General features: G+C 35.5%; 20 protein-coding genes. 4 read left to right on the forward strand and 16 right to left on the reverse strand.

Translation table 11 applies throughout. The features are described 5' to 3' along the window. Window positions 1-5: 5 nt before the first annotated feature. The 14 genes from ACFFHF_RS10840 to ACFFHF_RS10905 form a co-directional block, all read right to left on the reverse strand. The gene (locus ACFFHF_RS10840) at window positions 6-1016 is read right to left on the reverse strand and encodes a glycosyltransferase (RefSeq protein WP_377058113.1); all 1011 of its coding nucleotides are present in this window, start codon (window positions 1014-1016) and stop codon (window positions 6-8) included. Next, a complete protein-coding gene (wecB, locus tag ACFFHF_RS10845; RefSeq protein WP_377058114.1) occupies window positions 1013-2140 on the reverse strand; it encodes a non-hydrolyzing UDP-N-acetylglucosamine 2-epimerase in 1128 nt (375 codons plus the stop codon). The genes ACFFHF_RS10840 and wecB overlap by 4 nt, the downstream gene beginning before the upstream one ends. A gap of 19 nt (window positions 2141-2159) precedes the next feature. Next, window positions 2160-3011, reverse strand: a complete 852-nt coding sequence (locus ACFFHF_RS10850; protein ID WP_377058115.1) for an SDR family oxidoreductase — start codon at window positions 3009-3011, stop codon at window positions 2160-2162. Next, entirely contained in the window at window positions 3008-4036 is a 1029-nt protein-coding gene (locus tag ACFFHF_RS10855; RefSeq protein WP_377058116.1) for a polysaccharide biosynthesis protein, read from the reverse strand. The genes ACFFHF_RS10850 and ACFFHF_RS10855 overlap by 4 nt, the downstream gene beginning before the upstream one ends. 23 nt (window positions 4037-4059) lie before the next feature. Continuing rightward, window positions 4060-5292, reverse strand: coding sequence for a glycosyltransferase family 4 protein (locus tag ACFFHF_RS10860; protein ID WP_377058117.1), 1233 nt, complete (start codon window positions 5290-5292; stop codon window positions 4060-4062). A gap of 5 nt (window positions 5293-5297) precedes the next feature. Then, the gene (locus ACFFHF_RS10865) at window positions 5298-6170 is read right to left on the reverse strand and encodes an NAD-dependent epimerase/dehydratase family protein (RefSeq protein WP_377058118.1); all 873 of its coding nucleotides are present in this window, start codon (window positions 6168-6170) and stop codon (window positions 5298-5300) included. Beyond that, window positions 6167-6826: a sugar transferase gene (locus ACFFHF_RS10870; RefSeq protein ID WP_377058119.1), complete on the reverse strand. Its 660-nt coding sequence runs from the start codon at window positions 6824-6826 to the stop codon at window positions 6167-6169. Before ACFFHF_RS10870 ends, ACFFHF_RS10865 begins: the two co-directional genes overlap by 4 nt. 2 nt (window positions 6827-6828) lie before the next feature. Next, on the reverse strand, window positions 6829-7650 hold the full coding sequence (locus ACFFHF_RS10875; protein ID WP_377058120.1) for a formyltransferase family protein: 822 nt from the start codon (window positions 7648-7650) through the stop codon (window positions 6829-6831). A gap of 22 nt (window positions 7651-7672) precedes the next feature. Continuing rightward, complete coding sequence (locus ACFFHF_RS10880) at window positions 7673-8353, reverse strand: PIG-L deacetylase family protein (protein ID WP_377058121.1); 681 nt, start codon at window positions 8351-8353, stop codon at window positions 7673-7675. Between the two features lie 1368 nt (window positions 8354-9721). Next, a complete protein-coding gene (locus tag ACFFHF_RS10885) occupies window positions 9722-10090 on the reverse strand; it encodes a type II secretion system protein (protein WP_340905792.1) in 369 nt (122 codons plus the stop codon). A gap of 234 nt (window positions 10091-10324) precedes the next feature. Beyond that, window positions 10325-12145 (reverse strand): polysaccharide biosynthesis protein, encoded by a 1821-nt coding sequence (locus ACFFHF_RS10890; RefSeq protein WP_340905793.1) that lies wholly within the window; start codon window positions 12143-12145, stop codon window positions 10325-10327. A 118-nt stretch (window positions 12146-12263) separates the two neighbouring features. Then, window positions 12264-13028, reverse strand: a complete 765-nt coding sequence (locus ACFFHF_RS10895) for a tyrosine-protein phosphatase (RefSeq protein WP_377058122.1) — start codon at window positions 13026-13028, stop codon at window positions 12264-12266. A gap of 90 nt (window positions 13029-13118) precedes the next feature. Next, on the reverse strand, window positions 13119-13823 hold the full coding sequence (locus ACFFHF_RS10900) for a CpsD/CapB family tyrosine-protein kinase (protein WP_340905795.1): 705 nt from the start codon (window positions 13821-13823) through the stop codon (window positions 13119-13121). Further along, window positions 13813-14550 carry a YveK family protein gene (locus ACFFHF_RS10905; RefSeq protein ID WP_340905796.1) on the reverse strand — a complete coding sequence of 246 codons (738 nt, stop codon included), beginning with the start codon at window positions 14548-14550 and terminating at the stop codon, window positions 13813-13815. Before ACFFHF_RS10905 ends, ACFFHF_RS10900 begins: the two co-directional genes overlap by 11 nt. Before the next feature lie 192 nt (window positions 14551-14742). Between ACFFHF_RS10905 and ACFFHF_RS10910 the strand changes: the two genes are divergently transcribed. The 4 genes from ACFFHF_RS10910 (at window position 14743) to ACFFHF_RS10925 (ending at window position 18204) form a co-directional block, all read left to right on the forward strand. Next, complete coding sequence (locus ACFFHF_RS10910) at window positions 14743-15522, forward strand: SGNH/GDSL hydrolase family protein (RefSeq protein WP_377058123.1); 780 nt, start codon at window positions 14743-14745, stop codon at window positions 15520-15522. A 158-nt stretch (window positions 15523-15680) separates the two neighbouring features. Then, window positions 15681-16715 carry a C40 family peptidase gene (locus tag ACFFHF_RS10915; RefSeq protein WP_160545801.1) on the forward strand — a complete coding sequence of 345 codons (1035 nt, stop codon included), beginning with the start codon at window positions 15681-15683 and terminating at the stop codon, window positions 16713-16715. Window positions 16716-16966: 251 nt separating this feature from the next. Continuing rightward, a complete protein-coding gene (locus ACFFHF_RS10920; protein WP_377058124.1) occupies window positions 16967-17884 on the forward strand; it encodes an HD-GYP domain-containing protein in 918 nt (305 codons plus the stop codon). Continuing rightward, the gene (locus ACFFHF_RS10925; RefSeq protein WP_377058125.1) at window positions 17881-18204 is read left to right on the forward strand and encodes an 8-amino-7-oxononanoate synthase; all 324 of its coding nucleotides are present in this window, start codon (window positions 17881-17883) and stop codon (window positions 18202-18204) included. The genes ACFFHF_RS10920 and ACFFHF_RS10925 overlap by 4 nt, the downstream gene beginning before the upstream one ends. Before the next feature lie 33 nt (window positions 18205-18237). Here the strand turns inward: ACFFHF_RS10925 and gloA2 are convergent, their stop codons facing one another. After that, entirely contained in the window at window positions 18238-18624 is a 387-nt protein-coding gene (gloA2, locus tag ACFFHF_RS10930) for an SMU1112c/YaeR family gloxylase I-like metalloprotein (protein ID WP_160545802.1), read from the reverse strand. Between the two features lie 57 nt (window positions 18625-18681). After that, complete coding sequence (locus ACFFHF_RS10935; protein ID WP_377058126.1) at window positions 18682-20685, reverse strand: penicillin-binding transpeptidase domain-containing protein; 2004 nt, start codon at window positions 20683-20685, stop codon at window positions 18682-18684. Window positions 20686-20744 lie beyond the last annotated feature (59 nt).

Genomic DNA, 20744 nt, shown 5'->3' on the forward strand with positions numbered 1-20744 from the left:
CCTACCTAAAGCCTGAATCCATTTCTACATTTATCAATTATATAGTCCATCTGATTTGCAAGTTCTTTAGGGTTAAATGGATTAAAATAAAACGCCATATCATAACTATCTAACATATCGTGAGCAAAGGAACAATCTGATGCCAGTATAAAACAGTTATGCAACTTTGCCTCTAGTAAAGGCAAACCTACTGTTTCTATATATGAAGGGAAAATTAAAACTGAGTTAGTGTAATATTCAAAAACTTCGTCCCTATTTAAATTCCCAATAAAAGAAATTGGTAGGTTTTCTTTTTTAACTATACGATATATTTCTTTAATACTTGCATTTTCATCCCCATTTAAGGTTAAGACTACCCTGTAGTTTTTTTTTCTAAGCTTTCTACAAGCTTCTAAAATTAGTCTGTGATTTTTAAATTCTACTGCACTTGCCGGATAAAAAAAGACTAATGGTGATGCCCCATTATATTCAAAGGTTTTTTTCACTTCTATTTTTATTTCAGGAAATTTAACTTCAACTTTTTCACTAGAAATTCCTGTATCACGTATACAAGCCCTCTTCATCCATTCTGTTTGAACTAGCACCTTGTCAGCGTTACTTATCGACTTCATTATTTTTTTGCCTATAATGTTTTGATAAAACCATAGATATTTGTTCTCTTTGAAGCTAAATTTAATATCTGAAAAAGGTATTGCATTATGAACAAATAATGTTTGGGGAATGTTAGAAAAAGGAACAGTTACATTTTGCAATGATAAAACTCGATTAACTTTATAAATTCTTAATAATAACGGAGCTACTAAATAATCAAAAAATATCCTGTGTAACAAACTTTTTTTAATCCATGGAAACCTTAAAACTTTAATATTATCCGTTTCATCTAATATTGGTTTACTAACAACAAAAATCCATTTTACTCCGCTATTTTGATTAGTCATCACTTCTTTGTAAAAATCAGTTAATACCGATAACGCTCCTCCACTTTCAGCTGGAACATCAAAGACCATAATGTTCATAACTTTCTCCACACCATTCTATTTACAATACCAGTATAACTTTGAATAATTTTCACTATTTTCATACTAACATTTTTATCTATATAATTAGGTACATCGATACCAACATCATGATCAGAATTCATCCCCACTGCCATATCCACAGCTTGAAGCACTTGCTCAGTTGTTATACTACCAATAATCATGTTTCCTTTATCAAAAGCTTCTGGCCGTTCTGTACTAGTCCTTACTGAAACTGCAGGAAATTTAAAATAAGAAGCTTCCTCAGCAATTGTTCCACTATCTGAAACTACACAATATGAATTAAGTTGAAGATGATTATAATCAGAAAATCCAAAAGGTTGTAGACTTTTTATATTAGGATGGAATTTAAATCCTCTCTTTTCTATTAATTTCTTACTTCTAGGGTGAGTGCTATAAATAACCGGCATATCATAAATCTCTGCCATAACATTAACGGCATTCATAAGTTCCATAAAGTTTTGCTCATTATCGATATTCTCTTCCCGGTGAGCCGATAACAGGATATATTTCCCCTTTTCTAAACCGAGTGTTTCTAACACTTTACTTTTATTTATTTTATCTGCATTTATACTTAGGACTTCCGCCATAGGTGAACCTACAACATAGGTTCTTTCTTTTGGTACTCCTTCAGAATTCAGATATCTTCTTGCATGCTCCGTGTAGCAAAGATTAACATCACTAGTATGGTCAACAATTCTTCTATTAATTTCTTCAGGAAGATTCTCATCAAAGCATCTATTTCCAGCTTCCATATGAAAAATAGGGATTTTCAACCTCTTTGCCGATATAACACTTAGACAAGAATTTGTGTCCCCAAGAACTAAAATAGCATCCGGCTTTTGTTCTATCATAATCTCATAAGATTTAGCAAGAACATTACCCATTGTCTGCCCTAAATTTTCACCTACAACCCCCAAATAAAAATCAGGTTCTCTTAAACCTAACTCCTCAAAAAATACTTGATTCAGATTATAATCATAATTTTGACCTGTATGAACCAATATATGTTCAAAATATTTATCGCATTTTTTAATTGTCTCTGATAGTTTAATAATTTCTGGGCGAGTACCCACTATTGTCATAAGTTTTAACTTCCGCATTATTATGCCCATCCTTTACTTAAAAATAATGTGTATACATCTCTTTATGATTTAAGATCCACTCTTTCATTTCTACTATCATCTGTTCATAACTAGGGACCTTGAATGAGAAATCTGCTCTATTATTAACAAGAGATTTATCTACTACCACTGATTCACTCGGTAAGATATTAATAGAGTTATCCTTTAAATGCTTATTAAATAAATTAAGTAAATCAAACTTACTGATGGTCTGATTATTTACAAGGTTATATAAACCCGTTAAGTTTTCATCTGTCGCTTTCTCCATTGCTTTAGCTAAAGTTAACGTCGTTACTCCAGTCCAAATTGCCTTTGTGAAACCATTAATTTCACCATCCTGCTTCATAAACCAGTTAAACAGACCTATACCATCTTTATTAATATCTGGACCAATAATTGAGTTTCTAAACGTCAGATCTTTATCGTTTTCTAATTCTCCTAGAGCTTTCGAACGATCATAAAAAGTGTCTCCATCTCTTAAAGAATTTTCATTATAATTTCCACTCTTACCAGAGAAAACACAATCAGTACTCATATGAAAAATTTTAGTTTCAGTCTCTTTCGTTATATGACTTAAATAATGGGGTAAATAACTATTTAAAAATACAGCTTGATGTTTATTATCTTCTGCAAATTGATTTAATATACCGATACAGTTAATAACAGCATCATAGCTACCGTTTTGAATTACTTCTGTCACTACAGGTAAATCAGTCACATCAGCTATTATACTGTCGCAATAAGGAAAAGGCCTTCTGGTTAATGCTTCTACTTCATGACCTTGCTCTTTTAAATAAATAGCTATCACGTGACCAGCCATGCCAGTAGCACCTAATACTAAAAATCTCATACAGATACCTTTTCTAAATTATTGAGTTCTTCTTTTATATAATCAAGCTGCATTAATTTATCTTTAATTTGTTCAATATTTAAGCGATGTGTGTTATGAGAGTTGTATTCTTGATCAATAGAAAGTTTTTCATTTCCTTGCTCAAAGTATTTTTCATAGTTTAGGTCACGATTATCCGCTGGAACTCTAAAGAATCCACCCATATCATCCGCCACTACATACTCTTCTCTTGTTAAAAGAGTTTCATATAGTTTTTCTCCATGACGAGTGCCAATAACTTGTATCTCATTATCTGCATTAAAAAGTTCCTTTAATGCCACTGCTAAATCTCCGATTAAGCAAGCTGGTGCTTTTTGAACCATGATATCCCCAGCTGAAGCATTATGAAATGCAAATACAACTAACTCTACAGCTTCTTCAAGGCTCATTAAATATCTAGTCATATTAGGATCTGTAACTGTAATTGGTTGTCCACTTTTAATCTGCTCAATGAACAACGGAATTACAGAGCCACGAGAGGCCATTACATTACCATATCTTGTTCCACATATAAGTGTTTTATCTGAATCTACAGTTTTGGACTTAGCCACAAATACTTTTTCCATCATTGCCTTTGATATACCCATGGCATTAATAGGATAAGCTGCTTTATCAGTTGAAAGGCAGATTGCCTTTTTCACTCCATAATCTATTGCAGCGGTTAATACATTATCAGTTCCTATTACATTTGTTTTTACAGCCTCAAGAGGAAAAAATTCACAAGAAGGAACTTGTTTCAATGCTGCAGCATGAAAAACATAATCAACTCCATGCATTGCATTTTTAACACTTGCTAAGTCTCTTACATCGCCGATATAAAACTTTAATTTATCATTTTTATATAATTTTCTCATATCATCTTGTTTTTTCTCATCTCTTGAAAAAATACGAATTTCTTTTATCTCGCTATCTAAAAATCTTTCCATAACAGCATTCCCAAATGATCCTGTACCACCAGTAATTAATAATGTTTTATCTTTAAACATAGTTTAAGTTCACCAACTTTGAATTATTTGTTAATTACTTTTGTAATCATTCTGTAGTATTGATTTGTACAAACTACTCTTTCATAACGTTCATTAAATAATTTCCTTGCATTAATTCCAGATGTATTAATTTGTTTCGGGTTATTCAAGTAATTAAGAATTAATCTCTCCAAACCTTTATAATCACCCTGGCTTACGTTTCCACCTGCATTATATTTACTTAGATCACAAGCTATATCAGTCTCATCTGACATAATTGCTAGCACAGGTTTCCCAGCAGCTAAGTAACCATAAGTCTTACTAGGAACCCCTAATCCCTCAATTCCTTCTGCCAAACTTACAAGACAAACATCTGCTATATTAAGGACATCTTTATAATCTTGACCAAGTAAAAATCCATAAACTTTTGCATTATTAATCCCATTTGAATTGATATAATTTTTTACGTACTCTGCTTTATTTCCATGACCAGTAAACATAAAAAATACATCTTTTCTATTCATCATTAATTTCAAACATTCTAAGATAGTCTCCATATCTTGAAGAGTACCCATATTTCCACTATAAAGTACTATAAGTGGCCAATCCTCTTTTAATTTCTTGAATTCTGTATTACCTATAGTTTTTTTTTGTTCAACCTTATCTTTATTGTACCAATTTGGAATGACATCTATATTACCTGCGTTTAGAGATAGATTTTCTCTAATCATGTACTGTTTCATATCATTACTTATTGCAACTACTCGTGAAGCATGCTTATAGACTCTTTTATTGATATAATTCATTATTTTTTCAATAATTCCACCCTTTTTGATTGAACCTGATTTCAGTGCATTATCTGGGTAAATATCAAAAGCAACAAAGACAAACTTAGTTTTAGAAATACACGAAACAAAATAAGGTATCAAAGGAAGAATCGGAGGATTAGAATAAACTATTATACTTTTATATTTAAACAAATAAGGTAGCTTAAATAATATTGATATAAAAAAAGAAAAAAAGTTTATTAATCTTCCAAGCGTTGATTTATTATTAAACTCAGTGTACTTAACTCTATTTATTGTTAACCCTTTATAAAGTTCCTTTGTCTTTACCGGTTCTCCATCGTAATACTCTTTTGGATAACCGCATAAGACATCAACTGTTAAACCCTTATCAACTAGGTCCTCGGCCAAATCCGTAGGTAGTGTAGCAGATGAAACGTATTCTGGATAAAAATACTGACATAGAATTAAAATATCTTTCTTTTTTTTCATTGCATTTACTCCCTACCCTCTGTACTTATAATAGACTCTCCAAAAGAAACAACCTCATAATCTATTTTCACTCCATTTATTAATGTCCCTGGGCCACCTGAGATTCTTTTATCATAGACAAATGTCCCGAATACTTTCCTTAAAGTCCCTGACAGTTTAAGTCCTATTGCAACAGCCCAGTTAAAAACCTTTGATGTCTTAACTTCTTTCCCTCGAGCCTTTGCGATAAGCCTTACTAAATCAGTTGTATTCACATAATCCTTATTTTGGGGAAAATATATACCACCTTGGCTATTATCAATTATTATCCTTATAAATTCAGATAGATTGTCAATATATATCATGCTTCGCTCGTTCTTTATCTCTGGAAAAATTGGTAGCGTTATAGCCAACTTTGCTAGCCTAACGTAGTTCCCAGGACATCCTCTACCGTATACAATCGGTGGACGTAGAATTGACACATTAAAATCAGTAGAATTGATACCTAATAAAATCTGTTCAGCTTCATATTTTGACTGAGCATAAGGTGTCTTTGGAATTGGCTTAGTATCTTTAGTAATATAGCCTGTTTCCGTACCAAAAACCCCCATAGTACTTAAGAATATGAATTGCTTCACACCTTCTTTTTTGGCTTTCTTAGCGAGTTCTACTGTTGTATCTCTATTTATTTTAAAATACTTATTTGTATCGTCTTCCTTAACATGGACAATTGCTGCTGTATGAAAAATGACGTCATATCCAGAGAATGACTTTTCCTTCCAATGATCATCTCTTATACTAATAAAATCTACAGAATACTTATCAGGATATTGTGAAACCCATTTTTCAAATGAAGTACCTATATAACTATTAACTCCTGTTATAAGTATCTTTTTCATTTCAAAATCTTCTCCTCATTAGTAGATGCTACCTCTGCAGATCCTAAATTAATATCAACCAAGTACTTGTTGACATATCTATCTTCGCCAAATAACACAACACCAACAGTCCTAATAATTATCTTCAGATCAAGTAACAAGCTATAATGCTCCACATAATAAACATCAAACTTATACCGGTCTTCTAAAGAAAGATATATATTACCACTCACCTGTGCTAACCCCGTCATACCCGGACTCATATTAAGCCTTTTAGAAATTTCATCTGTATAATCACCAAGGGATGCTACTCGTTCTGGCCTTGGACCAACAAGGCTCATTTCGCCCTTAAGTACATTTAATACTTGAGGAATTTCATCTAACTTACTTCTTCTAAGAAACTTTCCAATGACTGTGATACGGTCATCGTCTTTCATTACCTCTTGACCTTTAACCATTTTTTCTGAACCCGGTCTCATTGTTCTAAATTTATAAACCTTAAAGATTTTCTTATTTAACCCCGGCCTATCTTGTAAGAAAATAACTGGCCCAGGAGATGTAACCTTGATTAAGATTGCAATTAAAACCCATATTGGAAGAAATGGTATAAGAACTATTAACGAAACAACAATATCAAATAAACGTTTAATTAATTTTTGGAATTTCAAATCTTTCATAACTAATCCTCTACCTCAAAATCGATAGGAAATAAATACCCATCAACAAGTTTTATAGCCCCGTCTTCTTTATTTGTTTTAGCAGACCAAATTCTGTAGGTTTTATCCCCATCTTTATAAAATGCACCTGGATAGGGGCGTGTAACTGCTCTTACCAATTTATCTGCTTCGTCCATGCTCATACTGTTTAGAATTTCACCATCTTCAGGCTTTCTTCCAGGCCATTCTGTGGCTTCTAGTTCATTTTGTTTCGTAAGTGTAATGTTGTTATTAACGATATCTTCCCAGTACTTTGCAATTAGTGTAATGTGCATATCATCAACTTTTTGATAAAGTTCTGTTGCTGTTGTGTTCTGATCTAATTTGATAACCCCTTGACCGATAATATCACCGGTATCAACACCTTCATCTAACTTAAACATAGTTACACCTGTTTCATCTAACCCCTTGATAATTGCCCATGGTATTGCCGCTCTCCCTCTACCGGTTGGTAATAAAGTAGGGTGCATACCGATACAGCCATACTTCGGTGTTTCAAGTACATCTTTCTTAGCAATTTGCGACCAACCAATAATAAATAACCAATCAATCTGGTATTCCTTTAAAGCAGAAAGAACCTCTTGATCGTTGATATTATCAATCTTCAATAGAGGTGCGTCATGTTCATTTGCAATCTCATCTAAATAGATTCTACCGGACTTTTTTTTTGCTTTTTCATCTTTAAGCGTAATAAGTAAATCTAGATTCCCACCAATACGATATATTTTTTCAATACAACTTAGCCCTAATTGAACGCAAGTTGCAAACGCAATTCTCTTCTTCAACGTATACCATCCTCTCTACTTTCTAGAATCCACGTCTAAATACACTCTCAAAGGCTTCTGCATAAACCATGCCTGATTGCCCACCACGGTAAGCTGCTAGTCCTTTGATTGCTTCCTTACTTCTAGGATGAGGGTAATCTCGCATAACTCCGCGATATTGTGCAAGAGCTTCTATTTTTTTATCCACGCTCAACTCACCAACTTCAATAAATGTATTAGGTGAAAACTGGTTCATAGCTTTATTTAATCCCCATTCTGTGGATGATGGCACTTCCATGAAAAGTAGTTCTCTAAGAGGAGCTATATCATTTCTTCTTTGGAATAACCTAACTGCTGCTTGGCATGCCATAGAAGTGTGTAAGTGGTCATTGTTTAAATCAGCTGGATGGTGAGTAAATACAACATCAGCATTTGTTTCAAGAATTGCCGCTTCTATAAACTGAACAAGTTTTAAATGACCTGCATTGTTAAACTCTATATTCGGAAAGTTACCAGTGATAACTCTATCAACACCTAAAATATTCATAGAGTTGTTGACATCTTCATTAAGCTCTTCAGTAGTAGGACGGTAGTTTCTTGCATTCACTTCACCTGATAAAATGCAGACATTCACTGAATGTCCTTCTTGAGCGAGCTTATACATTGTAGCGCCTGCCCCTAAAACCTCATCGTCTGGATGTGCAACAACAACTAAATATGACATATGATTTAACCTCACTTGTTTTTTATTCTCAACTCTTATAATCTATAAATAGGCCTTTATCGACCTTTTAGTTGGTTAGGACTTAATTGGAATATCATCTTCCAACCAACTACTAACCCACTAAATCTTATCTACAACTGATAGCCACCTCGCATTTAATATGCAATATGAGAAATAGATGAAAAAATCAACATATAGTATGTTTTGTCCTTAAAAAGCGATTTTCAATACTACATATTGCGTTTTCTTATCGAATTTCAATACTCACCTCGTAATATCTATTCAATCTACCACACAAATACGAAATAGATAATCACTACAAAACCACTCTAAACCATGTTTCTTCCTATTATATATACCATTCAATCAATCTATAATTCTCACTAAAAACGCTTCAAACCCTTATCCCGCAAGGTTTCTAGCACTCAATCTAACTACGATAGTCAGTTCCCAATGTTTATTCAATCATTTTTCCATTTTCAGGAATTTAAAAAGCCCGTCAATTCAACGTTTTCAATTTCTAGACTTCCAAAAATTAGGTGAAAAATGACCTTTTTATCTTTTTATACTAACAAAATGGTAATATGTTGATTAGATAAAATCCATATATTGTATATTTGATGGAATTTTCGTTAAAAAACATACTATATATTGTGGTTATCTAATAACAATAGTGACTTCCTTAACTCCATTCAATATTTTTCATTATTTTTGGTTACCAAAAAGCCCGTCAATTCAACGTTTTCCAAATTCAAAACACCTGATTTTAGCCATTTTATCTTTATATACTAACAAAATGGTACTATGTTATATAGATAAATCCCATATATTGTATAATTTCGTGACTTTTCACTGATTTTAATACTATATGTTGCGTTTATCTCTTGACCATTCTGACTTCCCTAAACTCCATTCAATATTTTTCCATATTTTTGGTTACTAAAAAGCCCGTCAATTCAACGTTTTCCAAAATCAAAACACCCAATTTTAACCATTTTATCTTTATATACTAACAAAATAGTACTATGTCATTTAGATAAACCCATATATTGTATATTTTCATGATTTTTCAATGTTTTTAACACAATATGTCGTGGTTATCTCTTGACCATTCTGACTTCCACTTCTCCATTCAATCTTTTCCCCAATATTTCAGGTCTCCAAAAACCCCGACACTCTCAATCTTTTTCAGAACCCATATCTTTAAAAACAACCATATGATCTATTTCAAAGTAACCCCATAACCTCAAAAATTGTGCATACTATAGCTAATGCAGATCTAACCACCTACCCAATTCCCTCAAATCAAGCAAACAATCATAAACAAAACAAAGATAATCCTCTAACCTCATCAAAGAATAATAATTTCTATAAAAACGGAACATCCTCATTCTCTTCACCAGATTCAGAATGAATGCTACACAATACCTCACCATCTTTATAGATAACCACTCCATGTTCAGGACATATCTCATCACCATAATTATTAAAATATTCATTAAACACAACCAACGAGTCTTGAATCCCCTCAAGCTGAATATATGTTAAATAATTATTTCTCAACTCTAACCGATTGGCTAAACAAACCTCTACTTTAGCCTTCTCTAGCAACTCAACTACACTTGGAACGGCAATCATTGCAATAATTCCTAATATTACCATGGTGACCAGCAATTCAATCAATGTGAATCCTTTCTCTTTCAACAAACGCATAGTTGTCTTCTTCTTAGAGGTCATATAAAAACACCTCCATGTACTATTAAAATTAGGTTTTTCAAAATAAATAATTAGGGCATCTAACCCCACCTCACACCATACCCATGACAACCAACGTGTCTAAGGCGTTTCCACCCACAGCATAGCCGAGTGCCCCCATTGATAACGGTAAGGAGACATCACCAAACTTCTTATGACAAAAAACCTTCTAGATACACGAATCCACGTCTGTATATCTAGAATAAAAGCACCACTTTAACTTACAAATTCATTTTCTTGTACACTTTTCTTATTCGCTAATCCCAGAACATACTCCTGAATTTCCATAGAAGTCATCTGAACAAACTCATGGATTAAATACTCCACTTCCTCATATCCACCCAAAACAGCCTTCCCGATAAAAATCTTCGGAAACACCGCTTCTCTATGCACTTCATTATCTCCAAGAAGCTCTTCATACATCTTCTCTCCGGGGCGAATTCCCGAGTATTGAATCCCGATTTCTTCTATTGTATATCCAGAAAGTTTAATAAGGTTCTTCGCTAGATCCACAATCTTAACCGGTTCTCCCATATCAAGAACAAAGATTTCTCCTCCACGAGCTAGAGCACCTGCTTGAATCACCAATCTAGAAGCTTCCGGAATCGTCATAAAGTATCGAGTCATATCCGGATGTGTTACCGTTACTGGGCCACCAGCTTGAATCTGCTTTTTAAATAAAGGAATTACACTTCCACGACTACCGAGTACATTCCCAAATCGAACAGCCACAAACTTCGTCTTGCTATGTTGTGCCAAATGCTGAATGACCATCTCAGCAATCCGCTTCGTGGATCCCATCACATTCGTTGGGTTTACTGCTTTGTCTGAAGAAACAAGCACGAACGTTCCAATCGAGAACGTATCTGCTGCTTCTGCTACATTTTTTGTTCCAATTACATTGTTCTTTACAGATTCCTTTGGATTGTACTCCATTAACGGTACATGCTTATGCGCCGCTGCGTGATAAACCACATCTGGTCGATGTAGTTCCATCACCTCGAAGATACGATGACGATCTTGAATATCTGCGATAATCGGAATGATTTCAAAATCATTTTTGTATTTGTTTCTAATCTCCATATCAATCTGATAAATGGAGTTTTCGCCATGTCCTAATAACAAAAGCTTTTTCGGCTGAAATTTACTTACTTGTCGGCAAATCTCTGAACCGATTGATCCACCAGCTCCAGTTACAAGAATCGTATTACCAGTAATCTTTTTCGAAATACTATCCATATCAAGCTCGACTGGATCACGACCAAGTAAGTCTTCCACTTCAACATCGCGGAATTGTTTTACAGAAACTCGTCCGATCATCACATCTTCCACTTTTGGCATAATCACTGTTTTCGCCTTGGTTTTTGCGCATTCCTGAAAAATGCTATTCATTTCTTTTTTACTAAGTGATGGAATGGCAATGATTACTTTATCAATATTCCACTCTTCTACTGCTTCTTGAATACTCACTGATGTCCCAACAACAGGTATTCCATGTATATCAAGCTTTAGTAAGTGTGTATTATCATCGATAAAAGCAACTGGGACAATTCCCGCATCTTGATTATTTAATAATTGGCGCGCAAGTAGAGTTCCTGCTGCTCCTGCTCCAACGATAAGTGCTCTTTCTTGTTCACTTTTCGGCTTAATATAACGATCTCGGTATACTCTCCATGAAAACCTTGAGCCACCGATCAATAACACATGCATCATCCATGCAAGAGATAACGCCCTTACATAGATGTCCTGAAATAGAACTAATTGAACAACTGCTGCTGACATAACCGCAAAGCTCACGGCTTTCACAATGGCTACTAGTTCTCCGACACTCGCATACTGCCAGGCCTTCTGATATAAACGATAATATGATGCAAAGATATGATGGCTAACCAGTAAGGTAACGGAACTAATCAATAGGGTCTTGTATGTAAAGACCTGGACTGTCGGATGGAGTATGATATAGCTTATATAGATGGCTGTTAAAACGATGAGTGAGTCTAACACGGTTAAAAATGTTAACCTTTTTTGAAAAGACAATCGTACCCTCCCCTTTCTAAATATTTGCTCGTAGTAACGCTTTAAAGCGTTATGAGCATAAAAATATCTAAGAAAAGACATATAATTCATATATTTTTTCTTAGATATTGACTTCCAATTAAAAGATTCCTAGAAACTTCTTTACTTTCACTTTTTCTGGAATCTCTTTCATCACGTTCTTTCCTTCAATTAGTAGTTCTGCATTTTCTGTATAGAAGTAGACCATGTCGTTTCCGAACTTAGACTCCACGATATCTAGCGCATCCATCACCTTAAATGTTCGATTATTCACATTATGTGCATCAGATGCTAGAAAATGAGTAAGATTTGCCTCGATCAGCTGTGTGGAAAACTTCTGGATTTTCTTCCCGAAATATCCTGCTACACTTGAAGCTGTTAGTTGAGTAAGAGCCCCTTTCTTGACGAGGTTGTATAAAATATCCGGATTCGTGATTATTTCTGTGTTTCGTTCTGGGTGAACGATAATCGGTGTTAATCCTTTTAGCTGAATATCAAATAGTAATCGATCGGTATATCTAGGTACATGACCTGAAGGGAGCTCCACGAATACATATTGAGTTTGATTTAATGGAAGGATATGAATAAGCTCTTCTTCTTCAAGAAATTCACCAAAGATTCTCGTTTCCTGACCTGGGAGAATCTTCAAGGGGATTTGTCCCTTCTGAAGTACCTCATTCAACTTGGTTACCTCTTCAATAATCGTTTGCTTATTGTTGTCATAACGCCCGTTTTTATGATGGGGAGTAGCGATAATTGTATCAATGCCTTCCTTTACCGCTTCTCTTGCCATTGCAACGGACTCACTTATATCCTTCGCTCCATCATCAAGAGATGGGAGGATATGACAATGGATATCAATCATATCATTCACTACTCTCCAAATATTTTAATCTGAGATTATTCAATACCGATACATATCATACCATTTGCCTATTAAACTGGCAATTAACTCCTATTTGCCACCATAATAGTAATAGTATTGAGATTGGTCTTGCTTCTTATTGTTTAAAATAACCCCTAATAACTTGGCTTTTGATGTGGTTAGCTGTTCTTTCGCTTTTACCGCATTTTCTTTTTCTGTGAAACCTGATGAAACAACTAGCACCGTTCCATCACACTTATTCGCTAGTAGCTGAGCATCTGTCACCACTAACACAGGAGGAGTGTCAAATATTACCAGATCATACACTTTTAAAGCTGTCTCCAAAAACTCATCCATAGAACGTGAGCTAAGTAGTTCGGATGGATTCGGGGGAATTGGCCCACAAGGTAATACATATAAATTTGATGTATCAATTTGTGTTACGGCATCATCTAAGTCGGATTGCTTGGTTAGTACAGTTGTTAGCCCGAATGTATTCGTAATGCTAAAAGTATAGTGAACGGTTGGTTTTCTCATATCCGCGTCGACCAGCAGGACTTTATTTCCCTGTTGAGCGAACACAGTTGCTAAATTGGCTACAGTCGTAGATTTCCCTTCTCCAGGTCCGGATGAAGTAACCATTAACGTACGGATTTCATTATCTATTTGTGAAAATTGAATATTGGTACGGATCGTACGATATTGCTCTGATACAGGAGATTTAGGATCGTTCTTTACTACGAGCTTACGCTTAAAGTCCGACACCTTTGATTTTTTTTCTTTTTTAAACGCCAACTCTCTCACCTCTTGTACGTGTTTTGCTTGAACGGCTTGTTTCTGGCACGGTTTCTTGAATGGTTGGGATAGCACCTAGTACAGGTAGTCCTAATGTTTGCTCTATATCCTGTTCTGTCTTGATTGTGTTATCAAGGTACTCCATTAGAAACGCTAACCCAACACCGATCATCAACCCTACGATAAGGGCAATGGCGATATTCATTAATGGCTGCGGCTTAATTGGAGATTGATTGTCTAAAACTACTGCTTTAGCTAAGATGCTAACATTGTCTACATTCATAATGTCTTTGATTTCTGCTTGGAAAATGGAAGCCGTCTCATTCGCTATATCAGCTGCTAAATTTGGATCTGCGTCTTGAACAGAAATGGTCACTACCTGAGAGTTTTGCTCACTTTGAACGGTAATTTTTCCATTTAGCTGGCCCGTTGTCATATTTAGATCAAGTTCTTTAATGACTAAATCTAGGATAGCTGGGCTTTTAATAATGACGTTGTACGTGTTGATTAATTGAAGGTTGGTCTGAACTTCACCAGCACTGTAAGTGTTTTGTTCATTTTTTGATTGGTTTACAAGGATTTGCGTTGATGCTTGATAAATCGGAGTAAGGTAAAAATAACTAATCAAACCACTAATTGTTGCAAATAGAATCGTAATTAAAGCTATTAAACTAAGACGTTTTTTTAACGTTAGAAATAGTTCTTTTAAACTTATTGTCTCTTCCATCATATCCTCCTAAAATGAAAAACTCATAGTATTATATCATATAATGTTGTAAAATCTGGTGGTTTTTGTCATACTTTATATGATTTTGTAGAATCATTTTTTCGTCTTTCTTAATAATAACTGTTTTTTTATAAAATCCTACTACTCTTTTTAAATTTACAGCAATTAACAAATCAATAGGAGTGATCAATTTTGCGAGCCTTTTTTACCACTATGATTGGACTTTTATGTTTGATTCTACTTATTCTCGGGAACTTACATTGGCAAAAGAAAACCGAAGTAACAGGAAGTGGTTCAAGTCAACAAGCTACTGTTTCGGAGGAAGGTTCGGAAGCATTCGCGCAAGTGGAGCCAGTCCTAAATTACACAATCAATTGGTCTGAGCAAGAAAAAATGCATTTCCAAACTGCTCTATCTGAAAATCGTCCCTATCATATTCTTATTGTTGGATCAGAACAACTAGGTGAAGGTGAAACTTCTTGGCCTACTTTATTTCAGAATGAAGTGGTAGCTACATATGGAGAAAATATTATTTCTATTGAATCAAGCACCTACACAGAAACTACATCAGAGTTTGTTGAATCAGGAAAGCAAGCAGAATTCATTGCGAATCAAGCAGACCTGATTATCTGGGAGCCTTTTATCTTAAGTGATAATGCGGTTGTTCCGATTGAAGCGACCCTAGAAAACATCTCATCTGTGATTAATGAGGTAAAAAAATCGAATCCGAATACAACATTTATTCTCCAGCCTCCAAATCCCTTGTACCAACCAAAGCTTTATAAAACACAAGTAGAGGAGTTAAAAGCATTCGCAGAGGCACAAGGAATACCTTATCTCGATCACTGGACAAGTTGGCCTGACCCTATGTCTGAGCAGATAAAGGAATACTTAAATGAATACAATCAACCGAATGAAGAAGGACATCGCGTTTGGGCAGATTATTTACTCGGGCGGTTTATTAGCCAATAAAAAGACAGACAGCAGATATTGTTATCTGCTGTCTTTTTTGTATACTTCTAAATTTATAGAACATTTATCCTATTTATCCAACAAAATCCTCCTATTTCTCTTATATATGGTAAGATAGAATTAGTTATTTTTCATAGATTAGGAGGATTTGTCAAAAAATGAAGAAAAAAGTCGTATCTCTTACATCCGCTGTTCTATTAACCTCAACCTTTGCATCCCAAGCTTTAGCAAGCACCTATACAGTTCAAAAAGGAGATACGTTAACCCGAATTGCTACCAAGTATAGTACGTCGGTTGCGTCTTTAAAATCCTTAAACCAGTTGTCTTCTGACATGATTTATATTAATCAGGTTCTAAAAGTTGCAGAGACTTCTTCTCCAACTCCTACTCAAACCGTTCAGACTCCAACTGTCGTAACAACATCGGAGGTTAAATACCATACTGTTGTTTCTGGTGATAGCTTAAGTAAGATTGCAAGTTTATACAAGATTTCATTAAGTGACTTACGTAATTGGAATAATCAACCGAGCGACTTAATTTATCCAGGGCAGAAATTTATTGTTTCAAACCCATCTAGTAGCGCTAGTACGCCTAATACCCCACCTACTTCAATCGCTCCAGTTACTTCGACACCAACCACTTCATCGGTGAGTGAGTATAGTGTCATGAGCGGAGATTATTTAGGAAAAATTGCTCTCCAGTTTGGATTAACCGTACAAGAGTTAAAAACCCTTAATGGGCTAACATCAGACCGGATTTATGTTGGACAAAAATTACTAGTTAGGCAATCAACTGGTACCACAACTCCTGCACAAGTGGCCACTCCAGCAAATACGGTTACACCGGTAGTAGACTTTGCCAAAACTTTAATAGGTATTCCTTATGTTTGGGGAGGAAGTACTCCTTCTGGTTTTGATTGTAGTGGATTCATTCATTATGTTCTTAATCAAACTGGAACAAAGATTGGACGCTATTCCGCAGAAGGCTACTATAGTCGCTCTTACTATGTGGATCAGCCGCAGGTTGGGGATTTTGTGTTTTTCGAAAATACATATAAAGCCGGAATCTCTCATATGGGGATATATATAGGTAATAATGAATTTATTCATGCCGATGCTAAAGGAGTAGTTATTACTAATTTAAATAACACGTATTATAAACAACGCTTTGATGGGTTTAAGAGACTATACTAGATATTTAGCACCTTCGTGATCAATCCGAAGGTGCTTTTTTATACACTCAAATTATATGAATATTCACAAATTATTTAGATTGGTAATTGTTTTTCTACTTTCCTCTAAGAGAGATTTTCTATATAATGGATTTATGATTGTTTTTTCCTAGTAGATTGGTAATTTTTTAAAGTTATACTATTAAAAAATAGGAATCTTCTCCGATGAAATATAGTAAGTATACGTATTTTTACTAGAAATGAGGATTCTCAGTGATTAATATAAATGAAAAGGATTTTATTGAGACTGTTCAGGTAAAAGGGTTGCAAGTTTCACTACTCGCTTCAAGCAGTTCAACAGAAATCATTCATCATAAACTGGATAATGGTGCAAATTGGGCATTAGAACCTGAGGAGGGTTGGGAAGCTCTAGAATATCTTCTTGTCTTAAGTGGAGAACTAAAAACCTTCCCTTACAATGAAAAGGTCCCTAACCTAAAAGCTGGAGATTCTTTCTTTAAACATCCTGTAAAAGAGGTTTATACTTTCCAAGCAGTTGGGACTACTGAGTTCCTTTATGTAACTTCTCAGCCAATTTTCCATCGATACAGTAAAATTGTGAATGAGATGATCGAGTTGGTAAAATCCATTGAAGCCAAAGATGGATATACTCTTAATCATTGCACAAGAATTACTCGTCTTTCTATGATAATCGGTGAGGCAATGGGAATGGATTCTGAGCAGATATTAAAGTTAAATTTAGCTTCCTTTTTTCATGATGTTGGAAAGGTTGAAATTCCTGAAAACATTTTAAAAAAACCTGGGAAGTTAACAGACGAAGAGTGGATTACCATGCGAAAACACCCTACTATTGGAAGAAATTTATTAGAAGGTTCAAATATCCCTGTGCTTGCATCTGTTGCAAAAATTGTAGAACAGCATCATGAGCGATTTGACGGAAAGGGATATCCGAAAGGGTTAACTGGAGATGAAATTTCTATGGAAGCGGCTATTATTTCTGTCGTTGATTCCTTCGATGCGATGACAACCGATCGTGTCTACCAAGAAAGAAGATCCCCAGAATATGCATTTAATGAATTATTACAATGTCGAGGAACTATGTATCATCCCGAGGTTGTTGATAAGTTTATAGAATTAAAAGATAGTATACTAGGAGTGAGCGAAAAGTGAAAAAAGTATTATTTTCTTTTATAGCAATATTAATTTTTGCTATCAGCATTGCGGTTTCACCTGCAAAAGCAGCGTATTTACCAGAATACGATAAGTATGTAGAAGTTTCTTCTGAAGAGGCACGTGCAATTGCTGATTTATTAGGATTAAAGGGTGTTCCACTTGGTGAAGAAACTGCTAAATTATCATTTGAAATCCAAGAAGCGATGATTGCAAAGATTGAATCTATTATTAACAAAGAAATTGATCACTACTATATCTGGTTAACAGTCAATGGAGAACCCGTACTAGGTATTGACCCTCCTGTAGTTTTAATTTAATTTAAGGTTAAACCTCGGTATTGTACCGAGGTTTTATTTTTCATATAATTCAATAGGCATCCCATCAGGATCAGCAAAAAACGTAAATTTTTTCTCCGTAAATTCGTCTATCCTTACCATCTCTACTTCAATTCCCTTTGCTTGTAATTCCTCCACCGCTTCTTCTATGTTATCTACCTCAAAAGCCAAGTGTCGTAATCCAGCAGCCTCTGGAAAGCTCGGTCTATCTGGGGGATTTGGAAAGGAAAAGAGTTCAACTTGGTATTGCCCGTTCACCGCTAAGTCAAGCTTGTATGAGTCTCTTTCTTTACGATAGACTTCATTTTTGGGTGTTAGTCCTAGGATTTCCGTGTAAAATTTCTTTGATTTTTCGTAGTTACTACAGATGATTGCAATATGATGGATTTTGTTTAGTTTCATGTCACACCCTGCCTTTTCATAATTTTGACCCCTCTTAGTTCAGAGGGGTCGTTTCTGTTATTCTGTTTGAATTACCCGTTTTACCTTTTCAACGACTACCTTCGAACCGCCTCTACCCTCCACATTTTCAATCATCATTGCAACAAGTAGACTTGGGTTGTCAGTGTTGTAGGCTACGAACCAGCCGTTCTCCTTGCCGGCTTCGTTTTGTTTTTCTTTAAATTCTGCTGTTCCCGTTTTCCCTGCTAGCGGGTAACCATCTATCTTGGCAGCATTTGCTGTTCCTCTTGGATTCTCAACTACTTGCTTTAGTGCTTCATTTAATTTTGTTACATTTTCTCGGTCAAGAAGATTTGACTTCCATACCTGACTATCTTCGTCATCTAGTAAAAGAGTTGGCTTGATCATATTTCCGTTGTTTACTAGCATGGTGTATGTGCTAGCCAGATGAAGGACACTCATTTCGACCTGCCCTTGACCGTATCCTGAGTCCGCTAGTGTCACTTCTGAGCTCATGTCTCCATAGGTGGATGTTTCTAATGGAAATAGGTATTCCGATTCTTCTTCAAATCCAAATGCTTTTAATCCTTGTTCGAATGGTTCTTTACCAAGATCCAGTGCTGTTTGAGCAAAGTACACATTATCCGAGTAAAGAAGCGCATCTGCTAAATTGACTGGTGCATTTGGATCGGTTACTCTTGTTACATAATAGCTTCCCCACGAGGAGTCCTTTTGCCATTGCTTCCCGCTCAGCTGCATGGTTTTTTCCCAATCCGTTGTTCCTGCTTGCAGGGCAATTGCCGCTGTTATTGGCTTTATTACAGATCCAGGCGCATAATTTGCTTTAAAACGATTTAGCAGTGGCTGTTTTGGATCTTCCTCTAATGCTTTCCAATCAGCTGCTGTTGCGCCAAAAGATAGCTTGTTTGGATCAAAGCTCGGACTGCTAACAAGTGCGAGTGTTTCTCCTGTTGTTGGATGAATGACTGTACCCATTCCCGCCTCTCCTTGAAGTTCTATATATATATCCTTTTGAACGGCCCCATCAATCGTTAGCTTTACATTCTCGCCTTCTTTGACAGGCTTTTCAGCGAGTACGGTTTCTGTTCCGTCTTCTTTTTGGATGAGTATCTGTACTCCCGACTCCCCTTTTAGACGTTTTTCTAGAACCTGTTCGAGTCCTCTTTTTCCAATTACATCATTAGCAGAATATGTTCCTGGCTCTTGCTTATCCAGTTCCTCTGCAGTAATAGCACCAACATAGCCAATCAGGTGTGCAGCTGCTTCACCGAATGGATATACACGAGCTTCGACTGTTTTTCTCTGAACACCAGGAATTTGGCCAAGCTGAGCTCTCAATTCTGTATCATTTTCAGAAATGGTCTTTAGTGGTACAAAATAATCGGGTTGTACCCAACTTGCATTCAAAGCTTTTTCTACGCTTTCTTTCGTCATACCCAAAACCGTCGCGAGTTGTTCAATAACCATTGTTTCTTGACCCTCAATTTCTTTTGGAACTATCCCCATTTCGAGGGCTGTTCCCGTTGTTGCTAGTTCAAGTCCATTGCGATCTAGAATATCTCCCCGTTTTGGTGTAGTTGTGTTAATTCCGACCTTATCTCCTTCTTTTAGGTCTGGAAATATATATGTAGTATCCCAGTTAAGGTACCAGTTTGTGTTATCTTCTCGCTCTTCCTTTGTTAACCGAGCATCATGCTCAAAGGAAATCTCACCAGCCATGCTATCCATGCTAACAGTAAAAGGAAGACTTGCTTCTGTGACCTTTTTGTCACGTTCCTTTATTTCGGTTGGTTTTTCATAAGAAACTTTTAAGTTGGTGATGCCGAGGTCATTGTATATTTTTTGATATCTCTCAACAAACTCATTCTTCTTAATGCTCTCCTTCGCTTCAGCCGAAAGATAGCTGTACATGTTCTCAAAATTTTGATCATTCCAAAGCTTTACATACATTACAAAACGATCCTCCGGCTGCGGCTCTTTGTTACAGCTCGTAAGGACAAATAGTAGTATTATGGCTATTAGCCATAGTGACTTCTTCATGATTCTCCTCCTTTAAATCTCATTGTTCTATTTTACCATATTCCTGTAAATAAACGTAA

Source organism: Robertmurraya beringensis, from assembly GCF_042433785.1.
In the GTDB taxonomy this organism is placed as follows: domain Bacteria; phylum Bacillota; class Bacilli; order Bacillales; family Cytobacillaceae; genus Robertmurraya_A; species Robertmurraya_A beringensis.

Bases quoted from the DNA above. Each gene is read 5' to 3' on its own strand.
- ACFFHF_RS10840 (WP_377058113.1), bottom strand. From the start codon at position 1,016: ATGAACATTATGGTCTTTGATGTTCCAGCTGAAAGTGGAGGAGCGTTA.
- wecB (WP_377058114.1), bottom strand. From the start codon at position 2,140: ATGCGGAAGTTAAAACTTATGACAATAGTGGGTACTCGCCCAGAAATT.
- ACFFHF_RS10850 (WP_377058115.1), bottom strand. From the start codon at position 3,011: ATGAGATTTTTAGTATTAGGTGCTACTGGCATGGCTGGTCACGTGATA.
- ACFFHF_RS10855 (WP_377058116.1), bottom strand. From the start codon at position 4,036: ATGTTTAAAGATAAAACATTATTAATTACTGGTGGTACAGGATCATTT.
- ACFFHF_RS10860 (WP_377058117.1), bottom strand. From the start codon at position 5,292: ATGAAAAAAAAGAAAGATATTTTAATTCTATGTCAGTATTTTTATCCA.
- ACFFHF_RS10865 (WP_377058118.1), bottom strand. From the start codon at position 6,170: ATGAAAAAGATACTTATAACAGGAGTTAATAGTTATATAGGTACTTCA.
- ACFFHF_RS10870 (WP_377058119.1), bottom strand. From the start codon at position 6,826: ATGAAAGATTTGAAATTCCAAAAATTAATTAAACGTTTATTTGATATT.
- ACFFHF_RS10880 (WP_377058121.1), bottom strand. From the start codon at position 8,353: ATGTCATATTTAGTTGTTGTTGCACATCCAGACGATGAGGTTTTAGGG.
- ACFFHF_RS10885 (WP_340905792.1), bottom strand. From the start codon at position 10,090: ATGACCTCTAAGAAGAAGACAACTATGCGTTTGTTGAAAGAGAAAGGA.
- ACFFHF_RS10895 (WP_377058122.1), bottom strand. From the start codon at position 13,028: ATGATTGATATCCATTGTCATATCCTCCCATCTCTTGATGATGGAGCG.
- ACFFHF_RS10905 (WP_340905796.1), bottom strand. From the start codon at position 14,550: ATGGAAGAGACAATAAGTTTAAAAGAACTATTTCTAACGTTAAAAAAA.
- ACFFHF_RS10915 (WP_160545801.1), top strand. From the start codon at position 15,681: ATGAAGAAAAAAGTCGTATCTCTTACATCCGCTGTTCTATTAACCTCA.
- gloA2 (WP_160545802.1), bottom strand. From the start codon at position 18,624: ATGAAACTAAACAAAATCCATCATATTGCAATCATCTGTAGTAACTAC.
- ACFFHF_RS10935 (WP_377058126.1), bottom strand. From the start codon at position 20,685: ATGAAGAAGTCACTATGGCTAATAGCCATAATACTACTATTTGTCCTT.